Here is a 14,876-nt window from a genome sequence, read left to right as displayed (position 1 = left end):
TTATTTTTTATGAGCTTAAATAGAGTAGCAATCATTGCTGGTTGTCGTACTCCATTTGTGAAAGCAAGTGGTTCATTTAGTGAAATGACGGCATTAGACCTTGGTAAAGCTTGCGTTAGAGAATTAATTAACCGTGCAGACCTTAACCCAAAAGAAATAGATGAAATAGTTTATGGTACAGCTATTAGTAAGCCTTCTGTTGCTAATATTGCTCGTGAAGTTGGTCTAACTATTGGTATGCCACATTCTGCCCCTGGTCATACTGTACAAATGGCTTGTGCAACAGGTGCGCGGGCAATTGCTTCTGCTGCTGCTTCTGTAGCGTTAGGTAATTCTCAAGTTGCAATTGCTGGCGGTGCTGAATCTTTATCTGATGTTCCAATGACAGTATCAGAACCTTTTCGCCGTATTTTAATGGATGCTAGCACTAAGAAAACTCAAGAAGAAAAAATGTACACAATTATGCAGGTTAAACTGCAAGATATTATGCCTGCAAATATTTCTATTTCTGAGCCTTATACAGGCTTAACTATGGGTGAACATTGCGAAATACTAGCTCGTGAATGGGGCGTTAGTCGCCAAGATCAAGATGAATATGCTTATCGTAGCCATCTTTTTGCAGGTCGTGGTTATGAAGCAGGTCATATTCCTGCTGAAATTGCCACAGTTTATGCTCCAAAAAGTTATAAGCCAATAACAGAAGATGACATTGTTCGTAAAGTTCCAGATCGCGCTAAAATCGCTTCTCTGAAGCCTGCTTTTGATAAAGAGTTTGGAACTGTCACCCCAGCTAATTCTAGCCCGTTAACAGATGGTGCATCAGCCGTGTTACTTATGACAGAAGAAAAAGCTAAAGCTCTTGGCTATAAACCTCTAGCCTATATCAAACATTGTTCCTTTGCTGGTTTAGACCCTGATCGAGGTTTGTTGCTCGGCCCTGCTTTTGCTACAGCTAAAGCCTTTGCTCAAACTAAGCTTACTTTAGCTGATATGGATTTAATTGAGATGCACGAAGCTTTTGCAGGACAAATTCTTTGCAATCTTAAAGCTTTTGCTTGTAAGAAGTTTGCTGAAGAACGCCTAGGACGTAGCGAGCCACTTGGAGAAATGAACATGGATAAATTTAACGTTTATGGCGGGTCGGTTTCTTTAGGTCATCCATTTGGTGCAACAGGCGCACGACTAGTAACGACTTTAGCTTATGAAATGAATCGCCGAGATAGCCAACTTGGTATGGTGACAATTTGCGCTGGTGGTGCATTGGGTGCAACCATTATTTTAGAGCGTGGGAATTAAGGAGACTTATGGAAAACAATATTCTTACTTTAGAAGTAAATAAAGATGGGGTAGGCACAATTATTATTGATCTACCAGGTGAAAAACTAAATGTTCTAAAACGCCAAGCCCTAGAAGAATTAGAGCAAATTCTTACCAAATTTGAAACAGATAGCAATATCCGAGCCTTAGTTTTAATTAGTGGTAAAGAAGATAATTTTCTAGCAGGTGCAGATATTACAATGTTTGCCGATCTAAAAACTGCTGAAGATGGCTATCAAGGAAGCCGTGCAGCACATAAACTATTTTCTCGTCTCTTTGATTCACCTAAACCTGTAGTTTGTGCTATCAATGGCGCGTGTCTTGGTGGTGGATTAGAGATTGCCCTTAATTGTCATTATCGAATTGCTACAGATCATCCAAAGACGACTTTTGCACTTCCTGAAGTTAAACTTGGGTTACTTCCTGGTGCTACTGGTCTAAATCGTTTAATCCGCTTAATTCCTCTAGAAATGGCATTACAATCAATTTTAGAAGGAAAAAATATTTTTCCTCCACGAGCTAAGTTTGTAGGGTTAATTGATGAAGTTGTTCCTGCTGCATTTTTACGTAGAGCAGCAGAAGACCGAGCCTTAAAACTAGCTAACAAGACCCTAAAAATTACTCGTCCAATCTGGCCCATTCCACAAGGTGAAGCTTTAACTACGCTCTTAAAAGGTGCTAAAACAATGGTAGATAAACACACCAAAGGCGTTTATCCAGCACCTTATAAAATTCTACATGCAATTGAAGAAAGTTTGACTAAAGGCTTAGAAGCAGGGCTAGAAGCTGAAGCACGTGGATTTGGTGAACTAGTTGTTTCTAGTGAAGCTCATAGCCTAATACATCTTTTCTTTGCTAGCACTGAATCAAAGAAAGACACCTCCGTTGCTCCAAGCGTTAAGCCAATGAAAGTAACAAAAATCGGTGTTTTAGGTGCAGGGTTAATGGGTGCAGGTGTTGCGGCTGTTAGCACAGATACGGGCTATGCTGTAAGAATGAAAGACCGTGATCACGCGGCAGTAGGAAAAGGCATTGCTTATGTAGCTGAAATAATTAATGAAAAAATATGCCAAACGTCGTAACGGCAACATTGATGTATTTAAGCGAATGGATAGAGTTTCTGGATGTACAGATTACACAGGTTTTAAGGATGTAGACATTGTTATTGAAGCTGTTTTTGAAGATGTTCCGCTAAAACATAAAATTATTAAAGAAGTAGAAGCCGTAATACCTGAACATGCAATTTTTGCTAGCAACACATCTGCTATTCCTATTTCTCTTCTAGCACAAGCTTCTAAACGTCCAGAAAAATTTATTGGAATGCACTTCTTTTCACCTGTTCATAAAATGCCACTTGTAGAAATTATTGTTACAGAAAAAACTTCTCCTGAAACCATTGCAACAACTGTAGAAATCAGTAAACGCTATGGTAAAACTCCAATTGTTGTTAATGATGGTTTTGGTTTCTACACTTCGCGCGTTATTGGTCGTTATGTGATGGAAGCTTATTGTGGGCTAGATGAAGGCTATAAGATTGAAGACCTTGATCAAGCAGCAACTAAAGTTGGTTTTCCTGTCGGGCCAGTAGTTTTAAGCGATGAAGTTGGAATTGATGTTGCAGAAAAAGCTGGCAAAGTAATAGCACAAGTTTTTGGTAGCAGAATGAAAGGGCCAGACCTAGTTTCTAAAGTAGTTGCTGATGGTCGTTTTGGTCGTAAGAATGGACGAGGTTTTTATCTCTACAATGATGGCAAAAAAGGCGGCGTTGACCATAGTATTTATAGCCTAATTCCTTATGGTCATGACCGTAAGCCAGCCGATTTAGCAGAAATCGCTGACCGTTATCTTTATGCTTTTGTTAATGAAAGTGCTTTATGTTTGCAAGAAAATATTTTGCGTAATCCTCGTGATGGGGATGTTGGCGGTGTGATGGGCATAGGCTTTCCTCCAATTCTAGGCGGGCCATTTTACTATGCTGATAAAATTGGACTAGATAAAGTAGTTAAAAACTTACATAAACTGGCTGAAAAATATGGTGAACGCTTCCAACCAGCACAAATTCTTATAGATATGGCAGCAGCAGAGAAAACTTTTTTCCCTAAAAAATAGTCACTAAAACTTTCTACTTAGTAAAAAAATAGCCACTAAAAAACTATATTTTTAGTGGCTAAATTTATTTGCCCAGCCGTTTCCAGCTTTTAGGAAATTTGGTTGAGAGATCAAAGAAACACTTTTACTTGTTTGCCCACTTTTATCTTGTTTTGCGCATTAATTTATATATTTGCAAAAAAATAAAGTTTTGTTATAAAGACGTAAACAGTTAAAAAAAACGTACAAAATTTTAGAAAAAAGTAACAAAAAACTTTACGAAATACTTAAGTAGGTAAAAATGATAGAGACAAATAATTTAACACAGTTAATTGGTGAAACTATTTGTAAACGATATAAATTGTTAAAAATTCTTGGTGAAGGTGGTATGGGAGTTGTCTTTGAGGCTGTGGACGAAGAAGAAAAAAGAATTGTTGCTATTAAATTGTTATTTACAGAAATAGCTTCTGATAATGTGGGAAAGAAACGCTTTTTTAGAGAAGCTAAAATGGGTATGGCCCTTGTCCATCCTAATGTTGTTAGAACTTATAATTATGGAGAGGTTGATGAAAATACTATTTTTATCTCAATGGAATATGTTAGAGGAGAATCATTAAGTGCTTACATTAAAAAAGAAGCACCTTTAAGACCTAAAGATAGTTTATCAATTGTTAAGCAACTTTGTGAGTCGCTAGAATATGCCCATCAAAAACAAGTTCTACATAGAGATCTAAAACCTGCTAATATTTTGCTTTCTAAAAATGAGTTGGGGGAAATCCAAGTAAAATTAGCTGATTTTGGTATCGCTAAACTACTTGCACCCAATGAGGATATTACTAGCGGGACAAATTTAACTGAAACAGGAGTAATATTAGGTACAATTCATTATATTGCTCCTGAATATTTGCTTTGTGTAGATTTAAGCCCTGCTTCAGATGTTTATAGTTTAGGGGTAATAATTTATCAATTACTTACAGATAGATATCCAGTTATTGGTATTACCAAAGAACAATTACTATATAACAAAGTCTATAAAGATATTACTCCTCCTTCGCAAGCATATAAATTTTTTCCTCAAGCATTAGACAAAGTATTGATGAAGGTTCTAAATCGTAATCCAGTGGAAAGATACAAAAGCGCATTGGATTTTTGGGAAGATTTTAGACAAATTGTTGAAAGTTTACAGTAATACTAAATAGTTTGTTTAACTTGGGTTACAGGCATTGAAACTATATGAGGGTTAGTTTTCCCTAACCAAATAGCTATTTTTGTTAATAAATTATTATACCTAGGCACAAAAGCATCTATAGTTTTATGAAATAGCTTTAGCATTCTTAATCCAAAAATTGTACTAGGAATATATCTAGTATGAAAATGATTAAGATTAAAGTTAATAGTCAAGATTGAAGCTACATTTAACATAAAAGAATAGTAATGTCTAAGCCTGCCTTGATACCAAAGAGTTTCTAAAAGTTGGTTAACGCTTCTAATTTGCATAGAAGCTTTTTCATGATAAATTAGCCGTTTTTTAGGACATAAAATGGGAGAATTTTTAGCTAAAGCATCTTTAATAATATTTGAAGCAGAAAAACCTGTGCGTAAAGAAGCCGTAAAGCCGCTAGAAAGCAGGGCATCTACTAAAAAGGCTGCTTCACCAATAGCAATCCAATTTTCTCCATTACTTTTATGTGAAACCATATCTTGAAAAGTACAAGTCCAAAACTTGGTTTCTTTTGTAATTAGAGGTGCTAACCAATGTAGACTCTCATGTTTTTGTGTAAGGTGAAGAAAAATTTCTGCTAAAGATGAGAATTCTTTTCGTAAAGTGGCAAAATCTCTTTCTGTAACAACTATTCCAATATCAGTAACATCTTGAGAAATATGAATATCCCAAATCCAAGCTGGGTCATTCATTGTGTCATCTGTACGGATTCTTGTTCCTGTGTTGTCATAAGTATGTGGAAATCTAGCACGAATATTTACTTTTTTTGCTCCAATAGTAGTTTGACCTATACCAAATGCTCTACGAAATAAGCTAGCTTGACCTGTAGCATCAAGATAAAATTTTCCAGTAAATTGACGACCATCAGCTAAAGTTACACTAGTTACACGATCGTTTTCAGTTGCTATTTTGGTTGCTTTACCCTGTAATTAGCTTTGCACCTGCTGATAAAGCTGTATTAATTAAATCAATATCTATTAATTCCCGGTTAAAGATGAATTGAAGGTTTACCACGTCCGACCATTCCCATTAAAACCTTAAATAACAAGGAAAATCCAAATCTTGCTTCAATACTAGGTTGGCTAACAGATGAAGCAATAGCTCCATGCTTAAAAGTAGCTTTTCCTTCTGCTACTAATTGTTCAATAGGTAAGCCTAGCTTTTCAAGAAGATAGGTGCTTCCCAGTCTAAAGATTCTCCAACTCGAAAATGTCCAACAGCATTACGTTCAATTACTAAAATACGATAGCCTAATCTAGCTAGTAAAATAGATAGAGCAATACCACCTAAGCCAGAGCCTACAACAATAACGTCCCAAAGCGTGTCAGCTTTAGTAATTTCATTAGATATTTTATTAGTTTGCTCCATAAATTTTATAACCTTCTTTATTTAGTAATTGAAATATTTCTTTGGGGCTAAATAAATCACTTAAAAGTAGCGTTTTATTTGGAAAATTCAAGTTATTTTCTAATAATTTTTTAGCTGTCCATACACTTGGAAGTGCTGGAATATTAAGTCCTTCGCTATTTGCTAGAATTTCAATTGTATCTAAAATATTCTGATTTTTATCTAAAGTTTCTATTAGTAAAATACCTGTTTGGCTACCAATAGATTTAACTATGGGAGTAAATAAATCAGCTATTTTAGATAAGTTAAATAATAAATTATCTGGTATTTTAGGAAGTATTTTACTAGCTAAAAATAATAAATAACTATAAATAGGTTTATCAAAGCCTACATAAAAGTTAGCTTCCAAGAATTGATTATTTATTTTTACCCCTATTTGCTCAAAGGCCGATGGATAGTTACCATAAAGGCGTTTTCCTGCTTGAGGAAAAATTTTTTATAAGTTGAGCAAAATATTTTCTATTGTTTTTATCAAGCTTTCCCAAAGGACGCAGTAAGCTATAAATTAAAGTTGGGGAAACATTATTATTAGACCCCATACTTAAAAAGACGCGAATTTCAGCTAAATTTTTTTCTTCTTTCCAAATTTGCACAATAGTTTCTATAAGTGCTGGAATTGTTGAACAACCTGTAACCACATAAGAGGAATTTTTATTTGATAAGGCTATATTTTCTACCTGGCTGATAAAATCTTTGGTTTCAGCAATATCTATATAATGACAATTAGCCTTAAAACAAGTATTTAATAATAACTCTGGATTATATTCAAATGGCCCAACACTATTAATTACAACATTTATGTCTACTAAAACTCTTTCTAAGGATTCTTGATTGAAAATATCAACTTGGCGAAAAGAGCTATCTTGTTTTGGAATCTTGCGACAAGCTTTAATAATTTCTGTGTTAGTTAATAAACGCTCTGATAATTTAACAATTCTTTGCCCAATAACTCCTGTAGCACCAATAATTAGTAGTTTCTTCATTAAAAGTTAAAATACTTGTTTTTGGCTAAGTTCAGGTACCATTTTGTCTAAACGAGTTGCTAACTTAGGTAAATGGCAAGTAGGAACTTTAGGGTATAAATGATGCTCAACGTGGAAAAACATATTAAATGAAATAAAATTTTTTACACTACCTCGTAAAGTACGAGCAATAAAATGATAACGATCACAATCGTGATGAACAGTCCAAACAGCAAAAAAGGAAGTTAAACATTGTCCAACAGACATTGTAATTATATGATATTTAAGCATTTGTAGGTCTAAAACGCTAAAAGCTAAAACTATAATTGCTAAAGTTGCCAGTAGTTCTAAATAGAGCCAGTGTTTTTGCTTCCCTTTTGCAGTGCTTAATGCTTTTAGATGAAGGCGAATAGGAAATAGCGGCCCGACTAATATTGCTTTTAGTCCGCTAAGTTTAGCACTAGCCGCTTCAACGTCTTGTTCATCCATACAATGTTTATGATGTTCTAGATGTGTAATTTGTACTGCGTGCATAGATCCTAGCATTAGCAAGCTAAGAATAAAAATAATCCATTCAGTTAAACTTTGAGAAATTCCTAAAGCATAATGATAAGCATTATGTACTTGTCTAAGACCTGTAAGGAAAAAGATAAATGACAAAGGTAAAGCTATTAAATAGAAGCCTTTATGAGCTAAATATAAAGAAGACACTAGCCAAGGTAGAGAAATAAATAATTCTTTTATAACCTCATATTTACTTAAACTAAGTAAATCTTTCCACTCTACTTGACGAACTCGGGGGTCTTTCATTATTTCTATCATGAAAAGTTAATCCTTCGAGAAAAAGAGTTTGTTTTTAATAAATGAAATTAGACCACCCATTTATGGGTGGGATGAATTTAAATAATCAAGTATGTGTTTGGTATGAATTTGATAACGCTTCTGATAATAATTTATTTGCTCTTTGGCTACATCATCATTAAACTTTCTTAATTTACGAAGACAATCAATATCACAACTTAACTGAGCTTGAGAAATTTTTAGTTCTTGTTCGTTTCTTATAGGTTCATCAATAGGAAAGTCATCTGGGATAAGAAAAACACGCATTTTTTCTTGTTCATAAATTAAGCCTGTCAATGCTGCTGCTAGCTCATCAATTGTAGTTTGTTGATCTTCGGGTGTATACATCCTAATATAAATAATTGCGTCTTCTCCTCGAACAGGATAAGCAAGACGGCCTAAAAGAGGAAATTTTTCCATTAAATGTGCAATAAATTTACGACCAGCACGGCGTTCTGTCGCAGTAAGGCGACGCTCAGGAAGAGAAAGGTTTTCTTTTAACATAGGAACTTTATTAAGAAGTTTTAGATGTTTTTTTGGTAAGCAAATATTACTTTACTAATTCCTCAAAGGCAAAGAGAAAATCTTAGTTAAGGCTATATTTTTTACTACCAAACAGCTTTTTTTATTACCAAATGTCTTGATTTCTAATGCTAGGAAATTTATCATAACCATTTGCCAACCTATTTTCAGGAGAACAAATAATGGAAGCACTAGGACTAATTGAAACTAAAGGATTAGTAGCCATGATTGAAGCGGCTGATGCTATGGTAAAGGCTGCTAATGTGCGTTTTGTAAGATATGAAAAAATTGGAGATGCTTTAGTTACAGCTATTATACGGGGTGATGTTGCATCAGTAAAAGCTGCTATTGAAGCAGGTGCTGTTGCAGCACGTCGGGTTGGTCAATTAATGAGTGTGCATGTTATTCCACGACCACATGAAAATATTGAAATCTCTTTACCTTTAAAATCTAAGTAAATTTACAATTAAAAATTTATTTCTTTATTGTCTAAAATTCTGCTAAGGCTAATCAAAACTTATCGATTAGCCTCTTGCCGTCAACCAGTTGTCTTTGCTAGCATTAGTCAATTTCCTGCGTTACTATTATCAAACGCCGGGTCTTTTCCCAAATACAAATTAAAAACTTTCTATAAGTTTTCAAAACTTAACCCGATTTTTTAGCATGGGATGGGTAAATGTCCACATCAAAAGTTGAATCAAATTTAGAAAAAGAAGCTATAAATAAAGCTAATGTTGAAGTTAAAGCTGATAGCACAACAGAAAATCAAACTGCTGCTAGAGGCAGAAGAGAAAAATCTATTGTAGATGACTTCTTAAAACTACTTAGTTCCGTTAAATTTGGTATTTTATTATTGGTATTATTAATGATTTTTTCTATGATAGGAACTTTTGTAGTACAAGAAGGGACATCAGATTTTCAAAAGTTCTATGAATCGTTAACACCCGCAGAAGAATCTCTATATAGGATGTTAGGCTTTTTTGATATTTATCATAGTTGGTATTTTAACTTACTATTATTAACTTTAGCTCTAAACATTATTTTGGCTACAATTGATCGTGCGCCAGGTTATTGGCATTTCTTTGTAAAGCCAAAGCTTACAGTATCGGAAAATTATACTCGTTTTCAACCTTGGTATTCTCATTATAAGGTTGCAAAAGCAGAAGTCCCAACAGAAGTAATAAAGAAAGTTTCGGAAGAAGCAAAACATGTTTTAATGCCAACCTGGGCATTAATGTTTGGCCCACTTGCCAATGTTTTATCAAAACTTAGCACATTAAGATTTCGCGTTTCTCAAGAAGATGGTGGAACTACAGTTTTTGTAGAACGTGGTGTTTGGAATCGCTATGCTTTTTGTTTAGTTCATATTGGGTTGTTAGCAATTTTAATAGGTTGGTTTATTGGTATTAAATGGGGACAAAAGGGGGTTGTAAGTTTAGCTCCTGGCGAAGCTGCTTCAACTTTTATTTCGCCTGGTGCAAATGGAAGTGTTAACACTTTTCAAATGCCTTTTCGCTTGATTTGCTATGATATTGAGCAAAGTTTAATCAATTCAAAAAAACCTGATCTTAGCCCTTCTAACACTTTAGATTGGTATACTAGGGTTTATTTTGATGATGGACAAAAGAAATATGATGGAAATGTTCACTTAAATTCACCTGTAGATTTTCGCGGCTATCGGTTCTTTCAAGCTAGCTTTGATGAAGCTAAATCAGCCCGCAAACTTACTCTTTTAGTAGTTCCAAAAGATGGTAAAGGTGAAGCACAAGAAATCACTCTTAATCGTCCTAGCCCAAAAACTAGTGGAGAAATAGAAGTTCCTAATTTAGGAAAAGTTCGTTGGAAGAATTTTTATTCTGATTTCCAATATGATCCAAAGGCAGGAAAACCTTTTTCTTCTGATGGGAATTTTTCTAGACCTGTTGCTGATATAGAAATTTTACTAGCTGATGGAACAGTAAAAAATGTTTATGGTTTTCCTCAAGAAATGATGGAGCAAGTTAAGGCTGCCCCATTTTTAGCAGATAAGACTACTGTAGGTGATTACAACGTTTTTCTAAAAGACTTTGAAAAAGTCTCACGTGCGCATACTCTTCAAGTTCAATATGACCCAGGTGTAAATACTATATATTGGGGTTGTGCCTTTTTAGTAATGGCTTTATTAACAACATTTTTCTTCTCTCATGAAAGAATTTGGGTTTATATCAAACCAGGTCAAAATAATGAATTACACCTACATTTTGCAGGAAATACTAGCCGCAATCGTCCAAGTTTTGATATTCGTTATGGCAAACTACTTTCACTTTTCCAAGAAAATTTCAAAGATGCTTCATTACTTAAACAAATAAGGCCAGAAGAAAGCCTTGGAACAGATTTAACAAAAGGAAAAGGTAAACAAAAAAGAAAGTTAACTAGCACTTAAATAAAAGGGATTTTAATCTAAAATACTAATAAGACAAAATAATATAACCTAGGATTAAAACCCTAGGTTATATTATTTAATGCGCACTATATTTACTTACTTCATTGCTAAATTTTTCAAATAAATAATCTACATCGTGTGGCCTAGGGGCTGCTTCAGGCTGATAGTGCACAGAAAAAACAGGCAAATGTTTATGTTGCAAGCCCTCTAAAGTTTGGTCATTTAAGTTTAAGTGAGTCATTTCTAATTCATTTGGTAGAGAATCTATTTCTACACTAAAACCATGATTATGTGATGTAATTTCTACTTTGCCAGTTAAAAGGTTTTTTACAGGTTGATTGCCTCCACGATGACCAAATTTTAATTTATAAGTTTTGCTACCAAATGCTAAGGCTAATAATTGATGACCAAGGCAAATGCCAAAAATTGGATAATGATCTGCTAAATGTCGAATAGTGTTAGCAATTTCTTTTAATGGAGCAGGGTCTCCTGGCCCATTGGAAAGAAAAATTCCATCTGGGTTAAGTTGCTGAATTTCTTCAAAGCTTGTCCACGCAGGTACAACAGTTATATCAAACCCTTGTCTATCTAAAGATCTTAAAATATTATGCTTAATACCAAAATCATAAGCAATAATTTTAGCTTTAGAGTTGTTTTGGGAAAATTCTTTTGTCCACAAATATTTATTTTTACAAGAAACTTGTGTAGCTAATTCTTGGCCTAGCATTTGTGGTGTAGCACGAAGTTGTGTAAGCAAAGTATCTAAATCATCTGTTTGATTAGATATAATTCCTCGCATTGCTCCACGATTTCGGATATGTCTTACTAGCTTACGGGTATCTATATCAGTAATTCCAATGATATTATTTTCTTCTAAGTATTGGCCTAGTGACTTAGTTGATTGCCAATTACTAGCTCGCTCGCTATATTCACGTACTACTAAGCCCTTTGCAAAAGGTTTAGAGGATTCGCCATCATTAGGATTAATTCCATAATTACCAATTAAAGGATAGGTCATTACTACGATTTGTTCGCTATAAGAAGGGTCGGTAAGAATTTCTTGGTAGCCAGTTAAAGAAGTATTAAAGACAACTTCTCCAGTAGTTTTCCCTGTTTTACCAAAACTATACCCATTAAAAGTAGTCCCATCTTCTAACAGCAGCAAAGCACGAAGTTTATTCAAAGATTTTTTCCTTAATTTCAAGATTTATTTTACATTATCACGCAAAAATATTTGCCATCAAGAAAAGCCAACGGAAGCAAGAATTTTTAAGCTAAAAATAAGTAGGGAATTTTTCTGGAAAAATCGGAAAAATTGTTGCAAGAGATAAAACGGCCAGCATTCTCAAAATAACAATAAATAAAAATAAAATTTTTTAGAGGTGTAAATATTTATGTATAAAGTGTTTATCTCAATATTTTTCTTATTAGCTTTTTCATCTTTTGCTCAAGCTCAAAGCTCTATTCCTAAAGTAGAGTTATTTACAGGCTATTCTAGCTTAAATAGTGAATTTGGCAATAATCTTAATGGTGTGACAACTTCTATTAGCGGACAGCTTACTAAGTCTGTTTCAGCAGTTGCAGATATTAGTTTTTATAGTAAAAATGGTAGTAATGCTACTTTGCTACTTTTTGGCCCTCGTTATTCTGTTAGAACCAATAGCCGTTTTACTCCTTATTTTCATGCTCTATTTGGGGGTGTTGCTCCAATAGGTACATTTGCTATGAATTTTGGCGGCGGCGTAGATTACAAAGTTAACAAAAATATTAGTGTAAGATTAATCCAAGCTGATTATGTGCAGTTTCGTAATGGCAATGGTGCGCTAAATAACGCTAGAATTTCTACAGGCATAGTCTTTACCTTTGGTAATAAATAATAGACCTAGAGTTTTTCCTATCAAAACAAACTAGAATAAACGACCAAAAACACTCAAATAACCACACAAAAATTAAGTAAATCGGGTAGTATCTTAGTTATATTTAAGAGGCTACCCAATTTGCTTGTGAGAAATTTTCCTTAAACTTCAAAGACAAGCAATAATAGTGTTGCTAGCCCATCAAAAGTATTAAATAATACAATTACTTGCTTTAGGTTTTGTGTGTGGAGTCCCGAAAAATGTCTTATCTTAATGAACTGATTCAAAAGTTAAAAAATAAAAATAATATATTATCGCAAAACATTGAAAATACAGAAGATATTAATACAAAAGATTATTTAATTAATGCACTAAAAAATGAAGATGCATGGGTACGTGCTGAAGCAGCCGAGGCTTTAGGCGAGCTAGGGGATGTTACTACGGCGGAACATTTAGTGCAAGTGCTGTCAGATACTGATGCAGAAGTACGTAGAAAAGTAACAATGGCATTAGGTAAATTAGTTGAACCCTTAATATCTGCCTTAATTAATCCTAATAGTGACATACGTTGTGAAGCTGCTGGAACTTTAGGAGAAATAAAAGATTTACGAGCAGTTGAGCCATTGATTATTGCATTAAAAGATACTCATCAAGGTGTAAGACAAAATGCAGTTTGGTCATTGACACAAATTAAGGATATTCAAGCTGTAGAGCCTTTAATTGAGCTACTTAAAGATGAAAGTTCTGTTATTAGATTAAATGTTGCTAGTGCTTTGGGCGAATTAAGAGACTCTCGCGCAGTTGATTCGCTTATTGTTGCACTTGATGATGCAAGTTCAGAAGTTAGGCAAAATGCTATTTGGGCTTTAGGAAGAATCAAAGATATACGTAGCATAAAACCTTTAGTTGATAAGCTAAAAGATGCTGATTTAGCTGTAAGAATGATAACTGTTAAATCACTAGCAGAAATACGAGAATATGATACCTTAAAAGAGTTAATAAATTTACTTTATCAAGAAGAAAACATGGAAGTGAGAGAAACAGCAGCATCTGCTTTAGTAGCTTTGGGAGTAAATTATCCATATGTTGCTGCTACTTTGCCGGTAGCCTTAAAAGCTAAAAGGCCAGAAATTAGATATGCTGTTTTAGGAGCTATGGCACAGTTAGATAATGTGGAATTAATAGATGAAATTATTACTACACTAAAAACAGATGAAAATTCTGATGTAAGAAAGCGGGCTGTTTATGCTTTAGGGACAAAGAAAATGATCGTGCTATTACTGCGCTTCTTGAGACTATTCGTAACAAGGAAGAAATTACAGAAATTCGCTATTTTGCTGGCTATTCTTTAGCCAAAATAGATGATGTTAGGGTTGTACCTATTTTGATTAAGCGATTGGGAGATGAAGACATAGACACTAGAGTAGGAGCAATTATTGCATTAAGTGAAATGAAATCTGATTTTGTTGTTAGTAAATTAATTGCGGCTCTAAATAACCCTATTGAACATAATGATTTTGCTCGGGAGTCTGCTGCACTAGTATTAGGTAAAATTCAAAATGAGCATGCAGTAAAATCACTGGTGACAGCATTAAGTGATAGATCTACTGCTGTTAGACAAAGAGCCGGAGAAGCTTTAATAAAGATATTAGATTTTGACGCAGTAAAATACTTAATACCAGCTTTAGCAAGTGAAGATATGGAAGTAAGACAAACGGCTGTGTTTAACTTATCAAAAATGAAAGATGTTAGGGTAGTTTATAAGTTGCTAGACTTTTTAGAAGAAGCTAGTGTTGATGGTCGAGCCGGAGCAATTGTTGCTTTAGCTGAAATGAAAGACTTGCCAGTTGTTGAAATACTAATAGAATCATTAAGAGATGTTAATTCAAATGTTAGAGAAGGTGCAGCAATTACTCTAGGTCGTCTTGGTAATAGTGAAGCTGTAGAGCCTTTGATTGCTTTGCTAAGAGATGAAGTTTCAAGTGTTCGTTATCATACAATGGAATCCTTAGCGAAACTAAAAGATAAAAGAGTAGTTGAAGCCTTTATAAAGCTACTTGAAGATGAAGAGCCAGATATTAGAAGAAAAGTAGCAGAAATATTAGCAGAATTTGACGATGAGCAAGCAATTAAAGCTTTGCGTAAAGCTCTAAAAGATCCTGTTCCGGCTGTTCAAGATGCAGCTAAAGAAGCATTGTTGCAACTTTATCGAAACTAGTTTTCAGCAGGAGTAATTTTAT

General features: G+C 34.3%; 14 protein-coding genes and 1 pseudogene. 8 read left to right on the top strand and 7 right to left on the bottom strand.

All coding sequences use genetic code 11. The annotated features are described in order from the left end of the window. Nucleotides 1-9 precede the first annotated feature (9 nt). From IPK14_12830 to IPK14_12820, 3 genes and pseudogenes are all read left to right on the top strand, one after another. Nucleotides 10-1,296 (top strand): acetyl-CoA C-acyltransferase, encoded by a 1,287-nt coding sequence (locus IPK14_12830; protein ID MBK7994264.1) that lies wholly within the window; start codon nt 10-12, stop codon nt 1,294-1,296. An 8-nt stretch (nt 1,297-1,304) separates the two neighbouring features. Continuing rightward, nucleotides 1,305-3,426, top strand: a pseudogene (locus IPK14_12825) (enoyl-CoA hydratase/isomerase family protein). Between the two features lie 280 nt (nt 3,427-3,706). After that, nucleotides 3,707-4,594: a serine/threonine protein kinase gene (locus tag IPK14_12820; protein ID MBK7994263.1), complete on the top strand. Its 888-nt coding sequence runs from the start codon at nt 3,707-3,709 to the stop codon at nt 4,592-4,594. Nucleotides 4,595-4,596: 2 nt separating this feature from the next. On the opposite strand, the gene IPK14_12815 is transcribed toward IPK14_12820, so the two are convergent. From IPK14_12815 to IPK14_12790, 6 genes are all read right to left on the bottom strand, one after another. Further along, the gene (locus IPK14_12815; GenBank protein MBK7994262.1) at nt 4,597-5,535 is read right to left on the bottom strand and encodes a tryptophan 7-halogenase; all 939 of its coding nucleotides are present in this window, start codon (nt 5,533-5,535) and stop codon (nt 4,597-4,599) included. 247 nt (nt 5,536-5,782) lie between these two features. Then, nucleotides 5,783-5,995 (bottom strand): NAD(P)-binding protein, encoded by a 213-nt coding sequence (locus IPK14_12810; protein MBK7994261.1) that lies wholly within the window; start codon nt 5,993-5,995, stop codon nt 5,783-5,785. Further along, nucleotides 5,982-6,383 carry a hypothetical protein gene (locus IPK14_12805; GenBank protein ID MBK7994260.1) on the bottom strand — a complete coding sequence of 134 codons (402 nt, stop codon included), beginning with the start codon at nt 6,381-6,383 and terminating at the stop codon, nt 5,982-5,984. The genes IPK14_12810 and IPK14_12805 overlap by 14 nt, the downstream gene beginning before the upstream one ends. 49 nt (nt 6,384-6,432) lie before the next feature. Next, nucleotides 6,433-7,017: a saccharopine dehydrogenase NADP-binding domain-containing protein gene (locus IPK14_12800; protein MBK7994259.1), complete on the bottom strand. Its 585-nt coding sequence runs from the start codon at nt 7,015-7,017 to the stop codon at nt 6,433-6,435. 6 nt (nt 7,018-7,023) lie between these two features. Then, complete coding sequence (locus IPK14_12795) at nt 7,024-7,806, bottom strand: fatty acid desaturase (protein MBK7994258.1); 783 nt, start codon at nt 7,804-7,806, stop codon at nt 7,024-7,026. A gap of 72 nt (nt 7,807-7,878) precedes the next feature. Further along, nucleotides 7,879-8,340, bottom strand: a complete 462-nt coding sequence (locus tag IPK14_12790; GenBank protein ID MBK7994257.1) for a hypothetical protein — start codon at nt 8,338-8,340, stop codon at nt 7,879-7,881. Nucleotides 8,341-8,540: 200 nt separating this feature from the next. On the opposite strand from IPK14_12790, the gene IPK14_12785 reads away from it, so the two are divergent. Together IPK14_12785 and IPK14_12780 are read left to right on the top strand one after the other, a co-directional pair. After that, nucleotides 8,541-8,816, top strand: coding sequence for a BMC domain-containing protein (locus tag IPK14_12785; protein MBK7994256.1), 276 nt, complete (start codon nt 8,541-8,543; stop codon nt 8,814-8,816). Between the two features lie 218 nt (nt 8,817-9,034). Further along, nucleotides 9,035-10,780 (top strand): cytochrome c biogenesis protein ResB, encoded by a 1,746-nt coding sequence (locus IPK14_12780; protein MBK7994255.1) that lies wholly within the window; start codon nt 9,035-9,037, stop codon nt 10,778-10,780. A 76-nt stretch (nt 10,781-10,856) separates the two neighbouring features. Here the strand turns inward: IPK14_12780 and carA are convergent, their stop codons facing one another. Then, nucleotides 10,857-11,963 carry a glutamine-hydrolyzing carbamoyl-phosphate synthase small subunit gene (gene carA, locus IPK14_12775; protein ID MBK7994254.1) on the bottom strand — a complete coding sequence of 369 codons (1,107 nt, stop codon included), beginning with the start codon at nt 11,961-11,963 and terminating at the stop codon, nt 10,857-10,859. Nucleotides 11,964-12,174: 211 nt separating this feature from the next. On the opposite strand from carA, the gene IPK14_12770 reads away from it, so the two are divergent. The 3 genes from IPK14_12770 to IPK14_12760 all read left to right on the top strand — a co-directional run bounded on the left by IPK14_12770 (nt 12,175) and on the right by IPK14_12760 (nt 14,854). Beyond that, nucleotides 12,175-12,657 (top strand): hypothetical protein, encoded by a 483-nt coding sequence (locus IPK14_12770; protein ID MBK7994253.1) that lies wholly within the window; start codon nt 12,175-12,177, stop codon nt 12,655-12,657. 239 nt (nt 12,658-12,896) lie between these two features. Beyond that, nucleotides 12,897-13,988, top strand: a complete 1,092-nt coding sequence (locus tag IPK14_12765) for a HEAT repeat domain-containing protein (GenBank protein ID MBK7994252.1) — start codon at nt 12,897-12,899, stop codon at nt 13,986-13,988. Next, a complete protein-coding gene (locus tag IPK14_12760; GenBank protein MBK7994251.1) occupies nt 13,913-14,854 on the top strand; it encodes a HEAT repeat domain-containing protein in 942 nt (313 codons plus the stop codon). Before IPK14_12765 ends, IPK14_12760 begins: the two co-directional genes overlap by 76 nt. Nucleotides 14,855-14,876 lie beyond the last annotated feature (22 nt).

It is taken from the genome of Blastocatellia bacterium, from assembly GCA_016713405.1.
Taxonomy (GTDB): Bacteria; Acidobacteriota; Blastocatellia; order Chloracidobacteriales; family JADJPF01; genus JADJPF01.
The sequence above is the reverse complement of the archived record's forward strand: the minus strand, read 5'-3'. Positions and strand labels throughout refer to the sequence as shown.